The sequence below is a fragment of the Aliiroseovarius sp. S1339 genome (genome assembly GCF_023195695.1).
Taxonomy (GTDB): Bacteria; Pseudomonadota; Alphaproteobacteria; order Rhodobacterales; family Rhodobacteraceae; genus Aliiroseovarius.
The window spans coordinates 274,664-295,011 of sequence record NZ_JALPQG010000004.1 but is presented as its reverse complement, the minus strand read 5'-3'; the positions used below and the strand labels follow the sequence as shown (position 1 = coordinate 295,011).

Sequence of the window (20,348 nt, the reverse complement as noted above, 5' to 3'; positions counted from 1 at the left end):
GCGAAATGACGCATTCTTTTCTTGGAATGTAAGGCCTAGGTCATGTGGTGAGGCGCACAGCCTCGCCCGCTCCGTGTCTGTTCGACGCCGGGCCGGGTTCACCCGTTTTCAAGGATAGATCACATGACCAAATTCTCGATCAAAACCACCCTGACCGCCGCCGCCCTTGGGCTGGCAGCGTTTGCTGGCACGGCCCATGCCGATGAAGCGGACACGCTTGTCACGATCCTGACCGCGCCCGAAGCCCAGACCCAGATGATGGCCATGGTGCTGACCATGAAATCTGCCGAACAAGGGGCCATGCCTCATGTGATGTTGTGCGGTCCCGCTGCTGATCTGGCGCTGAAAGAGGCCCCTGAAAGCGCAACCGCCCCGCAAAAACCGCTGGGCGTTGGCCCGCAGCAATTGATGCAAAAGATCATGGGCCTGCCCGGTGCCAAGGTTGAGGTTTGCGCGATCTATCTGCCCAACAAAGGCGCAGGGCCCGAGGTGCTGCTTGACGGTGTCACCGTCGCTGCGCCCGACGCCATGGCCGCCGCGATGCTGGACGCTGATGCGCGGATGAGCTTCTAAACAAAAAGGGGCGAGGCCGGTTTTGGCCTCGCCCCCGCTAATGCCAGTGCCCGTGGCAAAGTTCAGCCTTGACCGGTTGCCAGTTGGCGGATAGCCAAAAAGGGTCCGGGATCAACGTGTTGGCATCAACCAAAACACCCGACTGCCTTGGGGAGAGCCCCTTTGGCTGGCTGGAAGACCTGCCAGATCAGCATGTGCGCCTGATCTGTCAGGCGCACCCCGCGAATGACAGACGTGAAGGAGCCACCTTATGGCTGAACTGGACATCAACTGGGTGCGGGCACAGTTTCCCGCCTTTGCCGAGCCAAGCTTGCAGGGGCAGGCGTTCTTTGAAAACGCGGGCGGGTCATATACATGCAAGCCCGTTATCGACCGGCTCACACGCTACTACCACCAACGCAAGGTGCAGCCCTACGGCCCCTATGAGGCCTCTCGCTTGGCGGGCGAGGAAATGGACGAGGCGCGCCGCCGTTTGGCCGCCATGATGGGTGTTGAAACGGATGAGCTGAGCTTTGGCCCCTCGACCACCCAAAATACCTATGTGCTGGCGCAGGCGTTTCGGCAGTACCTGACGCCCGGCGACGCAATTGTCGTGACCAATCAGGACCACGAGGCGAATACCGGCCCTTGGCGCCGTTTGGCTGACGAGGGGTTAGAGATCCGCGAATGGCAGATTGACCCCGACACCGGGCATTTGGACCCAACGAAGCTGGATGATCTGCTGGGTGACGGCAAGGTGAAACTGGTCTGCTTCCCCCATTGCTCGAACGTGGTGGGCGAGGTGAACGATGTGGCGGCCATCTGCGCCAAGGCCAAGTCCGCCGGGGCGTTCACTTGCGTCGATGGCGTCAGCTACGCGCCGCATGGGTTGGTGAATGTCGATGCGCTGGGCGCGGATGTCTATCTGTTCTCGGCCTATAAGACCTATGGCCCGCATCAGGGGATCATGGTGATCCGCCGCGCGCTGGGCGACGTCCTACCCAACCAGGGACATTTCTTCAATGCGGACGCGCTTTACAAAAAGTTCACCCCTGCGGGGCCGGATCACGCGCAAATCGCGGCCTCGGCGGGGATGGCAGATTATTTCGAGGCGCTGGCGACCCATCACCGCATCACCGGCAACCCAGCGACGATCGCGGCAGGGGCACATGATTTGATGCGTGCGCATGAAGCGCGCCTTTTACAGCCGCTGCTGGATTACCTGACATCGAAGAACTCGGTTCGGCTGTTGGGGCCCGCACAGGCGGAAAACCGCGCGCCAACGGTGGCCGTTGCTGCACAAGCGAACGGAGCGGACCTTGCCGAGCGGCTTGCCCCGCTGGGTATCATGGCCGGGGGCGGGGACTTCTATGCCACCCGCGCCTTAAGGGCGCAGGGCGTGGACCCGGATCACGGGGTTTTGCGGGTCAGTTTCACGCATTACACATCAGAGGCTGAGGCAACGAAATTGATCGAATCTCTTGATAGTGTTCTCTAATAAAAGTGAATATTGTCAGATAATTATGATGTATTGCTAACGCAATAACCGCAAATGTTCCGCGTAAGGTGCCAGATATCAATTTCAAATTGCGGGCCACGGGTCACGCAGGCGCGCGGCAAACCCAATCGGCCGCGCATGGCAATAGTGATCTTGGCACGCTGACCCCAAGGTTCGCCGCGTAGACCTTGGGCAGACCGTCTTCATGCCCTTCGCACCCGCAGCAACGCGTACTGCACCTGCATAGCGACCATCTTGTCAGGCCCGGCGTCTCCGTCCTAGCCTTGTCATAGTGGGTCAAGACGATGGGGGGCGATATGATCCTGACCAGCACAGCGGGGCAGAAAGACCTGCCTCGGTATTTCGTAAATGTGTTCGAGACAGCGGGCCGGATGAACCGGGGCCGCCTAGATTTCGTAATGCCGGATGGTCGCAGATTTCGTGCAGACGGCGCGCATCCGGGTTATGTCGCTGAGCTGCATATTCACGACAACGACGTTTTCGCGCGCCTGATCCGCGAGGGCGATCTGGGTTTTTGCGATGCCTATATCGACGGTGGCTGGTCAACGCCGGATCTGCAGGCCTTTCTGGACTTGCTGCAAGATGACAACGACGTTCTTTATGACGGTTTTCCCGCCCAGATTTTCCTGCGCGCCTATGAGCGACTGCGCCATCTGATGAATTCGAATACCAAGAGCCGGGCGAAAAAGAACATCAGCTATCACTATGATTTGGGGAATGATTTCTATGCGCTGTGGCTGGATGACACGATGACCTATTCCTCGGCGCTGTTCAGAAGCGGGCAGGACAGCCTTGAGAAAGCACAGGAGCAGAAATACGCCTTGATGATAGATCAGATGGGGGTCGGGCCGGGTGATCATGTTCTGGAAATTGGCTGCGGTTGGGGCGGGTTTGCCGAACATGCGGCGCGCAAAGGTATCCGGGTGACCGGGTTGACCATCAGTCAGGAACAGCACGATTTCGCGGTTGAGCGTCTGCGCAAAGCCGGGCTGTCCGATCTGGTCACCATCAAGCTGCAGGACTATCGCGATGAGACGGGTCTTTACGACGGCGTCGCCTCGATCGAGATGTTTGAGGCGGTGGGCGAGAAATACTGGCCGGTGTATTTCAACACGGTGCGCAAATGCCTGCGCCCCGGCGCGCAGGCCGTTTTGCAGATCATCACCATCACCGAAAAACGCTTTGAGGTCTATCGGAAAGGCGTTGATTTCATACAGAAATACATCTTTCCGGGTGGGATGTTGCCATCTAAGACTGCGCTGAAGGCCGAAGTTGAAAAAGCCGGGCTGGCCTTCCGCGATCAGGTCGCTTTTGGGGAAAGTTATTCAGCGACGCTGAGGCGGTGGCACGATGTGTTCAACGCCAAATGGGCGCAAGTTTCCGCCCTTGGATTTGACGATCGGTTCAAGCGCATGTGGAATTTTTACCTAACCTCGTGTGCAGCGGCGTTTCAGTCCGGCAATTGCGATGTTGTGCAGGTCACTTTGGCAAATCCTGAATAACACCGACACATCGAGAACGTGCCTTCGGCACTACAGCGCATAAGATCATGGTCAACGCGCCATAAAATGGCCATAACCCCCTGCAAAAACTGCCACGCAAAGGCAGAACGCGCAGGAGTATGAAATGCCAACAGCCGCAAAACTTGTCGCCGCAGCTATTCTGGCCGTTACCGGCTGGTTCTGCGCCGAGCTGATAAAACCGCTGATGGAAGAAGGGCGCGATCTTTCGAAATTGTCGCCAATCTGTGCTGCGGTTGGTCTGGTCGTTGGTTGGAAATACCTTGGGCCGCGGGCAGATCGCCGCCTGGGCAGTGTTGGTGCCAATGCGTTCACCACCGCTTTGGTACAGACGGGATTGACGCTTTTCATCTTTGCATTCACGGTCATGATCAAGCAAAGCCTGCGCAAGGCGTATGACGGCCCGATCGAGGCGTTGCAGGATATTTTCATGATCAGCGTCGATTTTTTCCAGAAGTATTTCACGTTCGAAGTGATCGGTGCGGTGCTGCTTGGGGGCGCGCTGGCGTCTTGGTGCGCTATCAATGCGGCTCGCAAGTGGGGCTGACCACGTGACCACCATGTTTTTCTATGGCACTTTGTGCCATCTGCCCTTGCTCGAGCTTGTGCTTGAGGGCGAAACTTATCGCGCGCGCCCCGCAAGATTGACAGGTTACCGCGTAAGCTGGGTCAAGGATCAGCCTTTTCCAACCATCGAAGCCGACGCTGGTGCAAGCGCCGAGGGCTTGTTGGTCGAGGGCTTGACAGAGATGGCCAAAGCCCGATTGGATTTCTATGAGGGCGGCTTTGACTATGCACTGAAAGACGTGGTCGTGACGCCGGACGATGGTGCTGAGCAGGTCGCCGCGAAGGTTTATTTCCCCACGCCCGGCCTGTGGACCCCGGCAGCCCCGTGGTCTTTGAGCGACTGGGTGGCAGGTTGGGGTGATGTGACGCTGGAGGCGGGGCAGGAGGTCATGTCCTATTTCGGCGACGTCTCGCCCGAGGTGGTTGCGCAGCGCTTCGCGATGATCCGCACCCGTGCGGCAAGCCGGGTTCGTGCGCGCGCCAGCACAACGCCGACCACGCTTCGCGCGGCCTTTGGGGCAGGGGATATAGACATCCACGCAAGCCACCGACCCTATTCGCGCTTTTTCACTCTGGATGAACAAGACCTGTCGTTCCGCCGCTACTCTGGCGAAATGGGCGAGACCGTGAACCGGGCGGCGTTTGTCGGCGGGGATGCGGTTATTGTGCTGCCCTTTGACCCGGTGCGTGACAATGTGATGTTGGTCGAACAATTTCGGATCGGGCCACATATGCGCGGCGACCCGCATCCTTGGACGTTAGAGCCCATCGCGGGGCGCATTGATGCAGGCGAAACACCGCAAGACAGCGCCCATCGCGAAGCCCAAGAAGAAGCGGGACTGAAGCTTGATCGCCTGCTGCCGCTGCCACATCACTATCCCAGCCCCGGTTCCAACACAGAATACTTCTATACCTATGTGGCGCTATGTGACCTGCCTGATGCGGCCGCCGGGATCGGCGGTGTCGCCAACGAGGCCGAGGATATTCGCAGCCACGTCATCCCATTTGAACGCCTAATGGATCTGGTGAACAGCGGCGAGGCCGCCTGTGGCCCGCTGGTGCTGTGCGCGCTTTGGTTATCGCTGAACCGTGATGATCTTCGCGCGGGAAGCTGACCGCGGCCCCTTGAACCCCCCATTGCCAACCCCTACAGATTGTGGGGAAACCGCGACAAATGGGGCATGACATGGATATCAAACAGGACCTAGAGGCGACCGTTGGCAACACGCCACTGATCCGGCTGAAAAAAGCATCCGAGGAAACCGGCTGCGAAATTCTGGGCAAGGCTGAATTCATGAACCCCGGCCAGTCCGTCAAGGACCGCGCGGCGCTGTATATTATCAAGGATGCGGTGGCGCGGGGCGAATTGAAGCCCGGCGGCACTATCGTCGAAGGAACGGCGGGCAACACCGGCATTGGTTTGGCGCTGGTCGGGGCCTCGATGGGGTTCAAGACGGTGATTGTAATCCCGGAAACCCAGTCCGAGGAAAAGAAAGACATGTTGCGGCTGGCTGGCGCTGAACTGGTGCAAGTGCCCGCCGCCCCGTATCGCAACCCGAACAACTTCATCCACTATTCGCGCCGTCTGGCCGAGAAGCTGGCAAAGACCGAACCCAATGGCGTGATCTGGGCCAACCAGTTTGACAATGTCGCCAACCGCGTCGCGCATGTCGAAACCACTGGCCCGGAAATCTGGGAACAGACTGGCGGCAAGGTCGATGGCTTTGTCTGTGCGGTCGGGTCCGGCGGCACGCTGGCGGGTGTCGGCATGGTGCTGCAACCCAAAGGCGTGAAAATCGGCATCGCTGATCCGATGGGGGCAGGGCTTTACAGCTATTACACCACCGGCGAAATCGCGATGGAGGGAAGCTCGATCGCAGAAGGCATCGGGCAGGTGCGGATCACCAAGAACCTTGAAGAGTTCACCCCCGACATGGCGTGGCAAGTGCCGGATGAAGAGGCGTTGCCGATCATTTTTGACCTGTTGCAAGACGAAGGTCTGTGCCTTGGCGGCTCGTCCGGCATCAACGTCGCCGGCGCGATCCGTATGGCGAAAGAAATGGGGCCGGGCCATACAATTGTGACCGTCCTGTGCGACTATGGCACGCGCTATCAATCCAAACTGTTCAACCCGGAATTCCTACGCGAAAAAGAACTGCCGGTTCCTGAATGGCTGGATCGTGGCCCCGTCATGCTTCCCGAGGTATTTGAGGAGGTCGAATGACCCGCATTCTGACGGCCGGCTTTGCGGCCATTTTCCTTTTTCTGACCGCGTTTGGCGCGCTGGCGCAAGACAAGGATGCGGCGGCTGAAACCCGCATCCCGGCCTATGTAGTTGCGGCGGACGGCTCGCCCGATTACGCCGCTTGGGACCGAACGGCCGAGCGAGTCGAGGGTGCGATCGAACTTGGCCGCGCCTCAGACCAGGTGTTGGAAGGATTGCGGGTTGAACTGAACGACTGGCGCACGTTGTTCGCCGACGCGCAGAAAGAAAATTCGATCCGCATCAACACTTTGAAGATGCAACTGTCGACACTCGGCCCTGAGCCCGAAACGCCCGGTGCCGAACCGGCAGTGCTAACCCAGCGCCGGAGCGAGCTGACCGAGAAATTGAACGCGGCCCAACTTCCAGTGCAAGAGGCCGAAGGGGCATATTCCCGCGCCGATGTACTGATCGGGGAAATTGACGCACTTGTGCGGTCGCGCCAAACCGACCAGATGCTGGCATTGGGGCCAAGCCCGCTCAATCCGGCGCTTTGGCCGACGGCGCTGTCCGACCTGAAACTGACAACAGACCGTGCCATCGCCGAAACGCGCAAGTCCTGGGGAAGCGAGGCCCAGAGCAAGGACCTGCGCGCCGATCTGCCGCTGACTCTGCTTTTGCTGGCGGTCGCCCTGGTGCTTCTGATCCGCAGCCGATTGTGGATCATGCGGCTTGGCAGCAAAGTGCGTGACCGGCGCAAGGGTCCGTCACGCGGCGTTGTTGGCTTTCTTATGTCCATCGGCCAAGTCGTAGCGCCTGTGATCGGGATATACACCCTGATCGAAGCGCTGAACCGGGTCGGGGTACTGGGGCTGCGGGGGCAGGTGATCGCCGACGCGTTGCCTTGGTTCGGCTTCGTTCTGTTTGGCGGCCTTTGGATCGGCAATCGGGTGTTCATATCCGATGGCGATGGTGTCAGTCTGGTCCATCTGGCGCGCCCTAGCCAACGCATCGAGGCGCGCGTCAATGTCGCCCTGTTGGGGGCGTTGCTTGGCCTGTGGCCGATCCTGACAAAACTATCTGATCACGAAGGTTATTCCAGCGGCACATTTGCCGTTCTGGGTTTACCCGCGATCGTTGCTGCTGGTTATCTTTTGGTTCGGATGGGGCGGATTTTGCGGCGGCACATCCTTGCCCACTCTGACGGCGATACAAAGACTTTCCGCGAACGGGCTGTAGTTTTGATGGGTCGGGTTTGCGAAATGGTGGGCTTTGCCTCGCCCGTTCTGGCGGCAATTGGCTATACGACTTTAGCGTCGTCAATTCTATTCCCGACAGTTTTAACCATGGGCGTCATCGCCGTTCTGGCGCTATTGCATGTGTTCTTCACCAACCTTTACGGTGTTATACGCAACCTTGATGAAGAGGCGGCCGCGCAGGCATTGGTGCCGGTGTTGGTGACATCAACGCTGGTGCTTTTATCGATGCCCATTCTGGCATTGATCTGGGGCGTGCGCCCCACCGAGCTGACCGAGCTTTGGACCACCTTCCAAGAAGGCTTCCAACTGGGCGAGGCGCGGGTCACCCCGCGCACCTTCATGATTTTCGCGCTGATCTTCGCAGTGGGCTATGTGGCGACCCGTGCCACACAATCCGCCCTTCGCACCTCGATCTTGCCGAAAACGAAGCTCGACAAGGGCGGGCAGAACGCCATTTCCGTCGGCGTCGGTTATCTGGGCCTGTTTCTTGCGGCGGTCGTTGCAATCACGACGGCGGGGATCGACCTCAGCTCAATCGCTATCATCGCCGGGGCGTTGTCGGTCGGCATTGGTTTTGGCCTTCAGACCATTGTGTCCAACTTCGTATCTGGCATTATTTTGTTGATCGAACGCCCGATTTCCGAAGGCGACTGGATCGAGGTGGGCGGCCATATGGGCTATGTGCGCGACATTTCGGTGCGCGCCACCCGGATCGAAACCTTCGATCGCACCGATGTGATCTTGCCCAATAGCGACCTTGTGTCGGGTGTTGTGACGAACTACACCCGCGGCAATTCCATCGGGCGTGTGATCGTGCCGGTTGGTGTTGCCTACGGCTCTGACACCCGCCGGATCGAGGCGATATTGCAAGAGATCGCCGAAAACCACCCGATGGTCACCGTGAACCCATCCCCCTCGGTCGTGTTTCAGGGGTTCGGTGCCGATAGTCTCGATTTTGAAATCCGCGCGATCCTGAGCGATGTGAACTACATGCTTTCGGTCAAAAGCGAGATCAACCACGAGATCGCCCGCCGATTTATGGAAGAGGGTATCGAAATTCCTTATGCGCAACGCGACATCTGGATTCGCAACCCCGAAGCGCTGACCGGATCGCCCGCCGCCCCTGCAGCCCCAACAGCGCCTACCGCGCCCGTGGCAGACAAGCCCGCCAAGCCGCCGTCCAAAGAAGCGCTGACGGTTGATGACATGCATGAGTCCGACAATAGTGACGGTGACGGTGACGGTGACGGTGACGGTGACGGTGATGACTGATGCGCTGTTCCGCCAAGACGCCTATCTGCGACAGTCTAAGGGCATCGTCGTGGCTCATGCCGACCGCGGCGTGGTTCTGGATCAAGCCGTTTTCTATCCGACCGGAGGCGGACAGCCCGGCGACCGTGGCCGTCTGACATGGGAAGGCGGGGCGATGGAGGTCGTGAACACGCTGAAAGCAGACGCCGACGACATCGCGCTTGTGCCCGCCGACGGCGACGCATTGCCACCCATCGGCGTGCAGGTGAGCCAAACCCTTGATTGGGACCTTCGTGCGCGTCACATGCGGATGCACACGGCGCTGCATCTTCTGTCAGTCATCATTCCACTGCCGGTCACCGGCGGCCAGATTGGCGCCGAAAAATCGCGTCTCGATTTCGCGATGGAGGATCCGCCAGAGGATAAACAAGCGTTGGAAGACGCGCTGAACACGCTGATCGCGCGTGATCTGGAAGTCTCCGAGCGCTGGATCACCGATGCAGAGCTTGCGGCCAATCCGGGTCTGGTCAAAACGATGTCCGTGCAGCCGCCCAAAGGGGCCGGGCGCGTGCGTCTGGTGCGGATCGGTAAGGGTGACGAGCAGATTGACCTGCAACCCTGCGGCGGCACCCATGTTGCTCGCAGTTCCGAAATCGGGCGTATCCGGTTTGGTAAGGTCGAAAAGAAAAGCCGCCTGAACCGGCGATTCAGCATTCATTTAGACGATTGACGATCCCAGCGGGGAGGGTTTGATGAAACCGCAAATCGTTTGCCAGATGGATGGTCCACATTTCTGCCATCCTATCTGAACCACGCGCCGAGTGATCATCAGCCCGGATATGACGCTGCCATGGCATAACGACCATGATACCGCCCTTTGGCACGTTTTCAACCATCTCGCAACAAGGACGATGGCGTGTATGGCTGGCCAAACGAGGGCTGGCTGCCCGCCAGATTGAGGCCCCGCAATATCCTGAGGGAAAATCGCAATGACGCCTTGAACCCGCTTGGGCTTTTGCTGTAGCAACGCCCTCGGAGCGGTGGCCGAGTGGTCGAAGGCGCACGCCTGGAAAGTGTGTAGGCGGGGAACCGTCTCGAGGGTTCGAATCCCTTCCGCTCCGCCACTCACCCCAACTTCTGTCAGAAAAGACGCTATTTCCTTTTTTGATGACGACTTTCCGGGGTCTTTCGCTGTGCCATATGCGTGGGAGACACCCGTGCCCCAGTCGATCAGGGTCGTAACTCTCGGCCGTCTCCGCCGCCAGCATTACGCGCTTCGGTCAGGCCTGTTTTCCCTTCTAAAAGGAACATTTACAGCGGGAACAGGGAATGAACCGCGTATTCCCACGTATACCTGCGCGTGATCTGTGCGCAAAGTTCCATCGACAGGTCATAGTCAGCCAACCCAAATTCTTCGACGAAGCGCGTCACCGGCATCAGCCAATAGCCCTTGGTGAATATGCCAGCCACGCCTTCGAGCGGCTTGCCAAGCGATTTGGACAGGATTTTCGCAGCCTTGGCGTGGTCCGGGGGCAATTGACGCCTTATGGCATCTGCCATCAAGAACACACGATCCTTGAGCCCAAAGGTGGCACACCGGCCGCCACTTCATCCGCAAACCGTAACACGTCGAAGTCGGGATAATTCTGTTGGATCTCTTCACCGAGCCGCACCGCACAATCGCGGTCGAACCAGTGCTTATGTTCTTGGCCATGGCTTTCTCCGATCCTATTGCGGCAGCGCAGAGGGGTCATAGCCGCTCGCGAACTCTTGCGACGGCGCAATCGGTGTCACAAGATCGACCAGTACGCCGTTTGGATCGCGATAAATTGCATGGCGCTGACCATGTGGTTCATCGCGCAATTCCTGCGCCACACTTACACCTGCTTTGTGAAGCCGTTCGTGTTCGCCGTCTATATCGGCAACTTCAAAAGTAAGGATAACGCCTTTGGTTTTACCTCGACCTTCGTGCGGAATTGTATCGTGATCATACCGCAAGATGGCGAGGTTGATCGCGTCGTTTTCTTCGCTTTGCAGGTGGACATACCAGTCGCTCTCAAACATCGCTTTGAAACCAAAGTGCTGTGAATAGAAAGCAGCGGTCGCGCCGACATCCTGGACCTGAATGAGTGGATAATACTGAATTGTGTTCATGGTGCCCTCCCATTAAGTTAAATACAAAGTGTATGTAACATGATAATTTAAAACATGCAAGTTGTATGTAAATGAACTATCGTCAGCGCTAACCATCTCGTGAGGAGCGATCCATGACCAACGAAGCCGAAGCCTTGCCGCACCGAACTCAAGCGCAAAGACGCGCCGAAACACGTGGCTTGCTTTTGAATGCTGCAAGAGAGCTTTTCTTGTCGAAAGGCTATGACCAGACGGGGATGCCAGAGATTGTTAAGAAAGTGGGCCTTACGCGCGGTGCTCTTTATCATCATTTTGACAGCAAGGCCGATTTGTTCAAAGCCGTCGCCGAAACAGAGGCACAGTCGATTGGGCATGCGATTGGCTTGGCAACAAAAGATGTGGCGGACCCGGATGAAGCGATGGCCGTCGGAACCAATGCCTACTTTGATGCGATGGCAGCTCCGGGCAGGGCGGAGATATTGCTGGTGCTCGCCCCCGCAATCATGGGGCCAGAGGCGGCCGAGAAGTTGACTGCTTCGGAAGGACGCGCAGAGCTGCGCGCCGGGCTATCGCAAGCGATGCCCAAACTGAAAGCCGCAGAGTTGGATGCCCTGACCGACATTCTTTCCGCAGCCTATGATCGGGCCGCGCTTCAAATTGCCGAAGGTGGAAATAAGGACACTTACACTGCAGCCCTTTCGCTCGTTGTGCGAAAATTACTGGCGGCCTGATGCCTGTCGCGTTGCGCAGACGCACAAGAATTGACCGCAGCATTTGGCCAAGATTAAAAGCCGCGCTGACGCTCAGTCAGGCCCGGTTTTCACATCTGTGCGGTCTCTCATGATTTGGGTGCAGGGATATGACCCCACTTGGTCAGATCGGCAAGCGTGTCCCGGATGCTGTCTTGTGGGCTGCGAAACGTAATGCCCATCTCGCGCTTAATCTTGGCGTTATCAAAGCGCGGAACCCCGCCCAGATTGGTGCGCAGGTATGACCCGATGCCCTTGGGTTGGCCATAGCTGGCCAGTTTCATCAATGCGGTCCCTATGGCGCCGGTAAATGCGAGTTTGGGTAGTTTGGTGTGGCCATAGCCAGCGCTGCGCAACAACGCGACGATCTCGGTCATGTCCATATTCGCACTGGCCGCCAGATAGCGCCCCGACGGAACGTCGCCAGACAGAGCAGTGACATGCGCATCGGCCACGTCGCGGACATCCACGATGCCCCAGTTCAGTGCCATCACCACCTGATATACCCCGTTGATGACATCGACAAAGATCTGGTTAGAGGTGTTGATTGCCTTCGTATGCGCCGGACCAATCACCAAAAACGGGTTGATGACCACCAGATCAAAGGGGGGCTTTTCAGTCTCCATGAATTTCCACGCGGCCCGTTCTGCCATTGTTTTAGAATAGTAATATGGGTTGCGGGTCAGCGTGCTTTTGTCGTTCCAGTCTTCTTCCGTCAGAATACGCCCATCAGGTTCATCAGTGATTGCCGCCAATGATGAGGTCAGAATAACACGGCGCACACGGGGGGATTTGGCGGCAGCCCTCAGCATCGAGACCGTGCCCTGCACGGCTGGATCGACCAAATCGCGTTGCGCGTCATCGACGTTCATAACATAGGGGCTTGCCATGTGCATAATCACGTCAACGTCGACATGCGCCGAAAACGGGTCCGGGTCAGTCAGGTCGGCCGCGACAAGCGTCAGGTGTTTCGGCGCACCGGCCATCGCGCGCAGATGCGCGATCTTTCCGGTGTTTTCCGGATCGCGCACGGTGCCGATGACATCATGGCCGTCCGCCAGCAAACGTTCGATTGTGTGGCCTGCGATGAAGCCGCTTGCGCCGCTGACGAGCACTTTGTCGGACATGAGGAGAACTCTATTGATTCAATGCGAATTGAACGTATAAGTATCTATACGTTCAATAACTGTCAAGCCGATGCCAATGACTGATATACTCAACCTTTCGCCAGTCAAGGCGGCCCGCCGAAACAAAATTCTGAATGCGGCCCAGCATATCTTTGTGACGCAAGGCTTTCGCGGTGCCACTATGGAAGGCATTGCCGCGGCTGTTGGGATGTCGAAAGTCACGGTCTACGGCTATTTCAAGGACAAGGACGCCGTGTTTGCCGCCGTGGCGGATCGCCTTGATCGCCAGCTTGTCGAGGTGGTCAAGCTCGAGTTGCGCGATGGGCAGACTCTTAAAGAGAAGATCGCAAATGCGTTGATCGCCAAGCACCGGGTGGTTTTCGATCTGGTTAGAACATCGCCACATGCAAGTGAACTTTTTGCCGCCAAAGATCGCACCAGCCAGCAGCGTTTTCGCGATTCAGATCGTGAGATTGAGGGGCAGATTGCCGCATTGCTGGGAGCGGGGCCATTCGGAAAAAAAGAGGCATCCACCATCGCGCGGGTTTTCTTTGCAGCGAGCCAAGGTATCGCAAATCGTGCAGAGCGGTTCGATGAGATCGAGGAGGGCATCGGCTACCTGACCCAGATCATAGGCCCAAAAGGATAGGCCGCTGGTACGCGGGGGGCGTTCCATCACGTCTGTTTCATTTTTTCGCCCATATCTCGCTCGCCGCCCATCAGCAGACCCTTTGCAAATACAGCGGCAATCATGTCGCAATCCGTTCGATACAGAATTTGCACGCGAGACTTTTCGCAGGGTAAGACCTGTTCCGGCGTCGTGGGTTGATCGCCAGTGCCACGGATGCAAGACTGACGATTGTATTCTGGATGGATTTGCCCGCACCTCGCGCAGGCCGAGATTTTCCGGAATAGGATCGTCGCTTCTTATGGTGGCGCCACCCGGTAACCAGCGGCAACATCAATGTCGCCGAATAAAGGATGGGAAATGTTCAAGAAAATACTCTCGCCCGTCGATCTTGCCCATGCGGACAAGCTTGAAAAGGCGCTGGCCGTCACTGGCGAGCTGGCGCGGTCCTACGGGGCAGAGGTCTGCTTCGTTGGCGTGACGGGACCAACGCCAAGTGAACTGGCCCGCAACCCCAAAGAATATGCCAAACAGCTTGCGAAATTCGCCGCCGAACAGGGCACTAAACTTGGCGTCGCCACGTCGAGCCACATGATCGTAAGCACTGACCCGGCGGTTCAGATGAACCAAGAGCTTGAGGCTGCCGTTGACAAAATCGGAGCCGACTTGGTGGTTATGGCGACACATCCGCCGGGCGTCAGCGACTATTTTTGGTCGGGGCATGGCGCACATCTGGCCGCGCACAGCGACGCTTCGGTGATGCTGATCCGTGGTTAACCGATCTCGTCGAGACGGAAATAAAGAAGGAAAGGACGTTTGATGGCTGACCAATCAACAGACACCGACGAAGCCGCGGGCATACCGACGCCCGATGGTACTACCCACCTCATTGATACCGAATACGAGATCGGCGAGGACAACGTCGAAGGCAACGTCGGACCTTTCGGCTTTGATATCCACAACCCGGTCTTCCTGATCTCAGGTCTTTCGATTGTGGCCTTCGTTTTCTACACGCTCGCTTTGCCCGAACAGTCTAATAGTCTGTTCAGCTGGCTTTTTGGCGCAGTAACAAAGGGTTTTGATTGGTTCTTTATCAGCGCGGCAAACATCTTTGTGCTGTTTTGCCTTGTTCTGATCGTTACGCCATGGGGCAATGTGCGCCTTGGCGGCACCGAGGCCACGCCCGATTATACTTATGTCGGCTGGTTCGCCATGCTGTTCGCCGCCGGGATGGGCATCGGTCTGATGTTCTATGGCGTCTCGGAACCCATGAGCCACTTTTCGTCGTCTTTCGGCGGGACCGCGGCTGAGAATGGCATGCGAACGGATTGGGCACCGCTTGGCGGAGCCGAGGGGGATGAGGCCGCTGCCGTCCGGCTTGGCATGGCTGCGACAATCTTCCATTGGGGTCTGCACCCTTGGGCGATCTATGCCATCGTCGCGCTGTCGCTCGCGCTCTTTTCCTATAACAAGGGTCTGCCGCTGACGATCCGTTCGGCCTTCTATCCGATCTTCGGTGATGCGGTCTGGGGCTGGGTCGGGCACGTTATCGACACGCTGGCCGTCTTTGCAACGCTCTTCGGGTTGGCAACTTCGCTGGGGTTTGGCGCGACGCAGGCGAATGCAGGGCTGAACGAGTTGTTCGGCGTTCCCGTGGGCGCGACGACCGAGGTCATCCTTATCTCTGTCATCACCGCGATCGCTTTGATTTCAGTATTGCGCGGTCTGGATGGCGGCGTGAAGGTTCTGTCCGAAATCAACATGGGACTGGCATTCCTGTTGCTGATCTTCGTGCTTCTGGTCGGGCCGACGATCTATCTGGTGAAACTGTTCTTCAGCTCTTTGGCAGCCTATATCCAATATCTTCCCGCACTTTCGAACCCGATTGGGCGTGAAGACGTGAACTTCAGCCAAGGCTGGACTTCGTTTTACTGGGCTTGGTGGATCAGCTGGTCACCCTTTGTTGGGATGTTCATCGCCCGTGTCAGCCGTGGTCGGACCGTGCGTGAATTCATCATCTGTGTTCTGTTGATCCCGTCGATGGTCTGTGTGCTTTGGATGTCCGTCTTTGGCGGCACTGCATTGTACCAGGTGGTAAACGAAGGCTACACTGTGGCACAGGACGCGTCGCTTGAGCTGAAGCTGTTCAAGATGCTGGATGTCCTGCCTCTGGCAAGCATCACGTCGCTGGTTGGCATCATTCTTGTTGTGGTGTTCTTCGTGACGTCCTCAGACTCCGGGTCGCTGGTGATCGACACAATCACGGCAGGGGGCAAGATCGACGCTCCGGTGCCGCAACGGGCCTTCTGGTGCATTTTCGAAGGCGCTGTGGCCATCGTTTTGCTGCTGAGCGCGGGCGGCTTGCAGTCGCTTCAATCCATGGTGATCTCGACGGGCTTGCCCTTCACCGTGGTGTTGCTGCTGATGTGCGTCGCAATCGGCAAGGGATTGGCGTCAGAGAGGCGATCAATCAAAGACGCGGATTAAACGCGAAGGCCGCCCCTGATCGGGCGGCCTTTTTGCACAAGTACCGTTTCTGACAGGCGTCTCAGAACCGCAGCGACAGACAAGACATGCCGCCATCAAGCTTGGCGCATTCTGAATTGTTGATCTCAACCACTTCATAACCAGCCTTGGCCAGCATGTCTGCCGTACGCGGGAAGCCCGCTGGGCACAGCACAAGCTGGTTGAACCGAATGCTGTTGGCGGCGGCTTCCTCGCCGTCTGCGACGTGCAAAACGTTGTAGCCCTTGAAACAGCCTGAAGCGTCCAGCCGTTTGGTCGACAGAATGGTGTCGCCGTCCAAAAGGGAGCAGTCGGTTTTGAAATGAAGCACGCCGGGCGGGGTGAACACTTCGCGCAAGGCATGGCCCCATTCGGAAGTAATTGCGGTCAGTTCAGCGACACCCGCCGCGTCCGTTCGATCAGACCGGCCCACCAGAACCTCGCGCCCGGTTACCAGAATATCGCCACCCTCGATATGCCCCGGCCCGTTGATCTTTCGAACGTCATCGTAAACGTCGCGCAAGGTCGGTTCCATCTCGGCAACTTCCCCCATACGGCTGGGCGCGCCGGGACGCATCAGGATGGCACCTTGCGGCAGGCACAGGGCAGTATCCTCGACAAATTGCGCATCGGGATAAGCCTCAAGCGGAGGCAGTTCGATCACCTCGGCCCCCGTCTTTTTCAAGGTTGCAACATAGTGGGCGTGATCTGCCAGCATTTGGTCAAGGTCAGGTGCGCCAATATCTTCGGCGCGCAGGCCATCTGCGATGCTCGCCGCAGGACGGCGTGTTATGGCGCGGGTAAATTCAAAGGATGGGTTGGTCATCATTGTCTCATTTCTTTAAGAGGCATGCGCGACGTTGGGCGCGCGAATTTCGATCAGGGTCGGTCCGCGTTCGCAGGATGCGGCTTTCAATGTGCTGGCGATGGTTTTTGCTTCAGGTCCGCATTGCCAAAACGGCATACCGCAGGATCGGGCGACATGTTCGAAATCAGGCGGGGTCGGGTCGCAGCCGACCACTGTCACGTCGACGGCCTGCATCGACGTTGCGATTTCCTGATAGCCATGATTGTTCCAGATCACGAACGTGATCGGCAAGTTTTCGTCCACCGCGCACATCAGTTCGGGCAGGCTGAATTGCGCACCACCATCGCCTGCGATGCAGATTACCGAAGCGGAAGGATCAGCCAGTGCGGCACCAATGGCGGCCGGAATGCCATAGCCAAGCGCCCCAAATCCAGTGGCTGCGTTGAACCAGCCGCCGGGGCGGTCGTGGTCGTAATAAAGGTTGCCCGCATAGATCGGATAAGCGGAATCGCCGACGATGATTGCATTGGGTACGGCTGATCTCATGGCGCACAGTGTGTCACTGAGCGTGCGCATTTCGGGGCCGATTTCTTCAAACGCAGCGCGGCGGGTTTTGGCTGCGTGCTCAGCACCGTCTGCACAAGGCGCGTTGGTTTCAAGTTGTGCTGTCAGGGCTGTTAGCGCCTGTGTCGCATCTCCCAAAACTGGCACATCGGCTGCGTGACGCGCCAGTTGATCGGGGCAAAGGTCAATACGGATCAGCGAGCGCATTGCTGGCATTTTGCCGGTGGCGTACATGTCGTAATCTGTCTGACCAAGCTCCGTGCCGACGGCGAGAGTCACGTCTGAGGCTTCGATCAAATCTCGCACCGCCGTCAGGCTGGGGCTGGCAGGAACGCCGAGCGGGTGGTCATACAGAACGCCGCGCGCATTCACGGTTTGCACCACCGGCGCGCCCAGTTTTTCTGCGAGTTTGCGGATTTCGGTTGCAGCAAAGCGCGCGCCTCCGCCTGCCAGAATGACCGGCGTCTGGGCGTTGGCGAGCATCTCTGCAGCTCGCGCAATCTGGTCTGGGTCTACGATCGACTTGGGTTCTGGGATGGCAGGCAAGTCGGATACCGTGTGGGCCTGTCCCGCGACATCCAAAGGTATCTCGATATGTGTGGGGCCGGGTCTACCGGACTGAAACGGCGCAAAGGCGCGCTCGAGCGCGGGGGCCAGATGGTCTGCACTCTCAACACGCTCTGACACCAACGCCACCGTTCGTGCTAAGGCTTGCTGGTCGGGTAGTTCATGCAAATGTCCCAAGCTTTTGCCAAGGCTGTCCATTGCATTCACACCTGACACCACCAGCATCGGCACGCTGTCGGCGCGAGCCTGTCCCATCGCAGTCAGCGTGTTGGTCAGGCCCGGCCCGGTGATCACGAATGCCACGCCCGGTTTGCCAGACACCCGCGCATAACCGTCCGCCATAAACCCCGCGCCTTGTTCGTGCCGGGGCGTGACATGGCGAATGCCGGACGCGGCCAATCCGCGATACAGCTCGATTGTATGAACGCCCGGAATGCCGAAGACGCACTCAACCCCGCGCACGGCCAGATGTGCGACCAGCGCTTCGCCAATACTTGTCATGCTGTTTCCAGTTCCAACTGTTTGGCATGTTGGATGATCCGGTCGCAGGCGGCATCGAACTTGGCGTCGTCAACAGTAAGCGCGACCCGAACCCAGCCATCCAGCGTGGTGCCGAAAGATGCGCCCGGCATGACCGCCACGTTCCCATGTTCCAATAGGTGCAGCGCATAGTCGTGACCGCTTAATCCTGTCGACGAAATGTCGATCATGGCAAACATGCCTGCCAGCGGTTGATGGACCTTCAGATTGCTGTCTTTCGTCAGGCGGCGTTCAAGGTGCTTCGCGCGTGCCGCAAATCGCTGACGCATTCCCGGTGCGACCTCAGACCCTTCGCGAACGGCTTTTTCCGTCATGTCAGCAATGAATGGCTGGTTGCCAAACAGCATGGTTTCCGACAGGGGCAAAAGCGCTTCAGTGAACGCGGCGGGCGCAACGCACCAACCGCTTCGAAAGCCCGGTGCCGCATGGGATTTTGAGATTGACGAGACGACAATCACACGGTCCGCAAGTTTCGGTCGCGACAGCGGCGATACAAAAGTCGACCCGTCAAAAACCAAATCTTCATACACCTCGTCCGATATGATCCACAGATCATGTTCAATCGCCAGTTCTCCAATGGCGTCGATATCGGACGCGGTTAGTATGGACCCAGTGGGATTGTGTGGCGTGGTTAACAAAATCGCGGCCGTCTTGGGGGTTATGCGCGCCGCAATGTCACGTGGGCTGATGCGAAACCCATTCTCAGAGTGCAGGGGCACGGGCACCATGTCAGCGCCGCTTGCCCGGATCACACCTTCATATGTGGCATACATCGGATCACCCACCAGCATCTCGCACCCTTTTTCAGCAACGCCCATCACCACGGCAAAAAGCGCCGTCTGTGTACCGGGAAAACACATCACCTGGTCCGCACGGATATCGCGGCCTGACGATTGGGTGTAGCGCTCTGATAGTGCCGCCCTTAGTCCAGCTTCCCCGCGCCCGCTTGAATAGGTCGTGCGACCCCGCCGCATGGCATCCGCTGCGGCTTCAATTAATGGGGCAGGGGTCGCAACGTCCGGCTCACCTATCGTCACGTCGATGATGTCTCGGCCCTGCGCGACAAGCTCTTTTGCCTTGAGGTAGACTTCCCACTTCGCCCCACCCAGACCCGCTAGGCGGCGCGTGATTTCTGCATGTCTCATTACTGGCTTCCTGTATCTTGCAATTCTACACCGATGATCGCACCAACCGACTGCAATCCGATTTCGGGCAATTCACCCGGCTGAAACGCACTGGGAAGGGCGCCGCCCTCCATCCACAACCCATCAATCACCGCGTTGCAGGCAATGGCCAAGTGGCGCAGCTGCGGCGGTGTCGTGGTGATCTTTGCCTCGTTCAAGGCGTCGGCAATCAGGGCCTCCAGCCGGTCGCGAAAATCATGATAGGTCTGTTCGTGAATCTGCCGCATACGCGCGTCTTCCCGGACTTTGTTCAGAAAACTGGCCCAAAGCGAAACCGAGCCCGGATCGACAACAGGTGACGTCAGACCAGCCTCGACAAAAGCCGCCAATCGCACTTTGGCCGATGCGCCATCCGGTACGTTTGGAGCGGCTGTCAGGTTGGTCATGTGGCTCATGTGATGGGCATAGGCCGCCGAAATCAGGTCTTCCTTTGACGAAAAGTGATACCGGATCATGCCCTGCGAAACATTCGCGCGGTCGGCAATAGCGCGCACTGTCGCCCCCCTAACGCCTTGCTCGGCGATCAAGGCGAGGGTCGCCAGAACCAACGCATCCCTGCGATGTTCGGCTGGTTCGCGCCTGAATTTAGGATGGTTTTGGGTCACGGCAGGTCTCTGCTTTTTTAATTATACGCTTGCATAGTTACGGAAAGCGCGCCTTACTACAAGCGGG

19 protein-coding genes and 1 tRNA gene are annotated in these 20,348 nt (G+C 58.0%); 13 read left to right on the top strand and 7 right to left on the bottom strand.

What is annotated here, in order from left to right:
- Positions 1–123 precede the first annotated feature (123 nt).
- From MUY35_RS08095 to MUY35_RS08055, 9 genes are all read left to right on the top strand, one after another.
- Positions 124–573 (top strand): hypothetical protein, encoded by a 450-nt coding sequence (locus MUY35_RS08095; protein ID WP_248365617.1) that lies wholly within the window; start codon positions 124–126, stop codon positions 571–573.
- Between the two features lie 250 nt (positions 574–823).
- Entirely contained in the window at positions 824–2,050 is a 1,227-nt protein-coding gene (locus MUY35_RS08090; RefSeq protein WP_248365616.1) for an aminotransferase class V-fold PLP-dependent enzyme, read from the top strand.
- Positions 2,051–2,367: 317 nt separating this feature from the next.
- Positions 2,368–3,573, top strand: coding sequence for a cyclopropane-fatty-acyl-phospholipid synthase family protein (locus tag MUY35_RS08085; RefSeq protein WP_248365615.1), 1,206 nt, complete (start codon positions 2,368–2,370; stop codon positions 3,571–3,573).
- Positions 3,574–3,697: 124 nt separating this feature from the next.
- On the top strand, positions 3,698–4,138 hold the full coding sequence (locus tag MUY35_RS08080) for a TrgA family protein (protein ID WP_248365614.1): 441 nt from the start codon (positions 3,698–3,700) through the stop codon (positions 4,136–4,138).
- Positions 4,139–4,151: 13 nt separating this feature from the next.
- Positions 4,152–5,273 (top strand): NUDIX domain-containing protein, encoded by a 1,122-nt coding sequence (locus MUY35_RS08075; protein WP_248365721.1) that lies wholly within the window; start codon positions 4,152–4,154, stop codon positions 5,271–5,273.
- A 71-nt stretch (positions 5,274–5,344) separates the two neighbouring features.
- The gene (locus MUY35_RS08070; protein ID WP_248365613.1) at positions 5,345–6,382 is read left to right on the top strand and encodes a cysteine synthase A; all 1,038 of its coding nucleotides are present in this window, start codon (positions 5,345–5,347) and stop codon (positions 6,380–6,382) included.
- Complete coding sequence (locus tag MUY35_RS08065; protein ID WP_248365612.1) at positions 6,379–8,892, top strand: DUF3772 domain-containing protein; 2,514 nt, start codon at positions 6,379–6,381, stop codon at positions 8,890–8,892. The genes MUY35_RS08070 and MUY35_RS08065 overlap by 4 nt, the downstream gene beginning before the upstream one ends.
- The gene (locus MUY35_RS08060) at positions 8,885–9,601 is read left to right on the top strand and encodes an alanyl-tRNA editing protein (protein ID WP_248365712.1); all 717 of its coding nucleotides are present in this window, start codon (positions 8,885–8,887) and stop codon (positions 9,599–9,601) included. Before MUY35_RS08065 ends, MUY35_RS08060 begins: the two co-directional genes overlap by 8 nt.
- Before the next feature lie 304 nt (positions 9,602–9,905).
- A tRNA-Ser gene (locus tag MUY35_RS08055) sits at positions 9,906–9,995 on the top strand.
- A 187-nt stretch (positions 9,996–10,182) separates the two neighbouring features.
- Here the strand turns inward: MUY35_RS08055 and MUY35_RS08050 are convergent.
- Together MUY35_RS08050 and MUY35_RS08045 are read right to left on the bottom strand one after the other, a co-directional pair.
- Positions 10,183–10,431 (bottom strand): hypothetical protein, encoded by a 249-nt coding sequence (locus MUY35_RS08050; RefSeq protein ID WP_248365611.1) that lies wholly within the window; start codon positions 10,429–10,431, stop codon positions 10,183–10,185.
- Positions 10,432–10,599: 168 nt separating this feature from the next.
- A complete protein-coding gene (locus tag MUY35_RS08045; RefSeq protein ID WP_248365610.1) occupies positions 10,600–11,025 on the bottom strand; it encodes a VOC family protein in 426 nt (141 codons plus the stop codon).
- Between the two features lie 113 nt (positions 11,026–11,138).
- Between MUY35_RS08045 and MUY35_RS08040 the strand changes: the two genes are divergently transcribed.
- Positions 11,139–11,735 (top strand): TetR/AcrR family transcriptional regulator, encoded by a 597-nt coding sequence (locus MUY35_RS08040; protein ID WP_248365609.1) that lies wholly within the window; start codon positions 11,139–11,141, stop codon positions 11,733–11,735.
- A 107-nt stretch (positions 11,736–11,842) separates the two neighbouring features.
- Here the strand turns inward: MUY35_RS08040 and MUY35_RS08035 are convergent, their stop codons facing one another.
- On the bottom strand, positions 11,843–12,880 hold the full coding sequence (locus MUY35_RS08035) for an NAD-dependent epimerase/dehydratase family protein (RefSeq protein ID WP_248365608.1): 1,038 nt from the start codon (positions 12,878–12,880) through the stop codon (positions 11,843–11,845).
- Positions 12,881–12,950: 70 nt separating this feature from the next.
- Here MUY35_RS08035 and MUY35_RS08030 point away from each other — a divergent pair, with 70 nt between their 5' ends.
- The 3 genes from MUY35_RS08030 (at position 12,951) to MUY35_RS08020 (ending at position 15,995) form a co-directional block, all read left to right on the top strand.
- Positions 12,951–13,529 (top strand): TetR/AcrR family transcriptional regulator, encoded by a 579-nt coding sequence (locus MUY35_RS08030; protein ID WP_348984505.1) that lies wholly within the window; start codon positions 12,951–12,953, stop codon positions 13,527–13,529.
- A gap of 339 nt (positions 13,530–13,868) precedes the next feature.
- Positions 13,869–14,285 carry a universal stress protein gene (locus tag MUY35_RS08025; protein ID WP_248365606.1) on the top strand — a complete coding sequence of 139 codons (417 nt, stop codon included), beginning with the start codon at positions 13,869–13,871 and terminating at the stop codon, positions 14,283–14,285.
- 42 nt (positions 14,286–14,327) lie between these two features.
- Positions 14,328–15,995, top strand: a complete 1,668-nt coding sequence (locus MUY35_RS08020) for a BCCT family transporter (RefSeq protein ID WP_248365605.1) — start codon at positions 14,328–14,330, stop codon at positions 15,993–15,995.
- Between the two features lie 61 nt (positions 15,996–16,056).
- Here the strand turns inward: MUY35_RS08020 and MUY35_RS08015 are convergent, their stop codons facing one another.
- Genes MUY35_RS08015 through MUY35_RS08000 form a run of 4 tightly spaced genes read right to left on the bottom strand, consistent with a single transcriptional unit; the run spans position 16,057 to position 20,281 of the window.
- On the bottom strand, positions 16,057–16,839 hold the full coding sequence (locus tag MUY35_RS08015; RefSeq protein WP_248365604.1) for an arginine deiminase family protein: 783 nt from the start codon (positions 16,837–16,839) through the stop codon (positions 16,057–16,059).
- A gap of 15 nt (positions 16,840–16,854) precedes the next feature.
- A complete protein-coding gene (locus MUY35_RS08010; RefSeq protein WP_248365603.1) occupies positions 16,855–18,453 on the bottom strand; it encodes a 5-guanidino-2-oxopentanoate decarboxylase in 1,599 nt (532 codons plus the stop codon).
- On the bottom strand, positions 18,450–19,637 hold the full coding sequence (locus MUY35_RS08005) for a pyridoxal phosphate-dependent aminotransferase (protein ID WP_248365602.1): 1,188 nt from the start codon (positions 19,635–19,637) through the stop codon (positions 18,450–18,452). Before MUY35_RS08005 ends, MUY35_RS08010 begins: the two co-directional genes overlap by 4 nt.
- Positions 19,637–20,281: a TetR/AcrR family transcriptional regulator gene (locus tag MUY35_RS08000; RefSeq protein ID WP_248365601.1), complete on the bottom strand. Its 645-nt coding sequence runs from the start codon at positions 20,279–20,281 to the stop codon at positions 19,637–19,639. The genes MUY35_RS08005 and MUY35_RS08000 overlap by 1 nt, the downstream gene beginning before the upstream one ends.
- Positions 20,282–20,348: the final 67 nt, after the last annotated feature.

Bases quoted from the DNA above. Each gene is read 5' to 3' on its own strand.
- MUY35_RS08035 (WP_248365608.1), bottom strand. From the start codon at position 12,880: ATGTCCGACAAAGTGCTCGTCAGCGGCGCAAGCGGCTTCATCGCAGGC.
- MUY35_RS08090 (WP_248365616.1), top strand. From the start codon at position 824: ATGGCTGAACTGGACATCAACTGGGTGCGGGCACAGTTTCCCGCCTTT.
- MUY35_RS08075 (WP_248365721.1), top strand. From the start codon at position 4,152: ATGTTTTTCTATGGCACTTTGTGCCATCTGCCCTTGCTCGAGCTTGTG.
- MUY35_RS08025 (WP_248365606.1), top strand. From the start codon at position 13,869: ATGTTCAAGAAAATACTCTCGCCCGTCGATCTTGCCCATGCGGACAAG.
- MUY35_RS08065 (WP_248365612.1), top strand. From the start codon at position 6,379: ATGACCCGCATTCTGACGGCCGGCTTTGCGGCCATTTTCCTTTTTCTG.
- MUY35_RS08095 (WP_248365617.1), top strand. From the start codon at position 124: ATGACCAAATTCTCGATCAAAACCACCCTGACCGCCGCCGCCCTTGGG.
- MUY35_RS08005 (WP_248365602.1), bottom strand. From the start codon at position 19,637: ATGAGACATGCAGAAATCACGCGCCGCCTAGCGGGTCTGGGTGGGGCG.
- MUY35_RS08070 (WP_248365613.1), top strand. From the start codon at position 5,345: ATGGATATCAAACAGGACCTAGAGGCGACCGTTGGCAACACGCCACTG.
- MUY35_RS08015 (WP_248365604.1), bottom strand. From the start codon at position 16,839: ATGACCAACCCATCCTTTGAATTTACCCGCGCCATAACACGCCGTCCT.
- MUY35_RS08085 (WP_248365615.1), top strand. From the start codon at position 2,368: ATGATCCTGACCAGCACAGCGGGGCAGAAAGACCTGCCTCGGTATTTC.
- MUY35_RS08030 (WP_348984505.1), top strand. From the start codon at position 12,951: ATGCCAATGACTGATATACTCAACCTTTCGCCAGTCAAGGCGGCCCGC.
- MUY35_RS08020 (WP_248365605.1), top strand. From the start codon at position 14,328: ATGGCTGACCAATCAACAGACACCGACGAAGCCGCGGGCATACCGACG.
- MUY35_RS08040 (WP_248365609.1), top strand. From the start codon at position 11,139: ATGACCAACGAAGCCGAAGCCTTGCCGCACCGAACTCAAGCGCAAAGA.
- MUY35_RS08060 (WP_248365712.1), top strand. From the start codon at position 8,885: ATGACTGATGCGCTGTTCCGCCAAGACGCCTATCTGCGACAGTCTAAG.
- MUY35_RS08050 (WP_248365611.1), bottom strand. From the start codon at position 10,431: ATGGCAGATGCCATAAGGCGTCAATTGCCCCCGGACCACGCCAAGGCT.
- MUY35_RS08010 (WP_248365603.1), bottom strand. From the start codon at position 18,453: ATGACAAGTATTGGCGAAGCGCTGGTCGCACATCTGGCCGTGCGCGGG.
- MUY35_RS08045 (WP_248365610.1), bottom strand. From the start codon at position 11,025: ATGAACACAATTCAGTATTATCCACTCATTCAGGTCCAGGATGTCGGC.
- MUY35_RS08080 (WP_248365614.1), top strand. From the start codon at position 3,698: ATGCCAACAGCCGCAAAACTTGTCGCCGCAGCTATTCTGGCCGTTACC.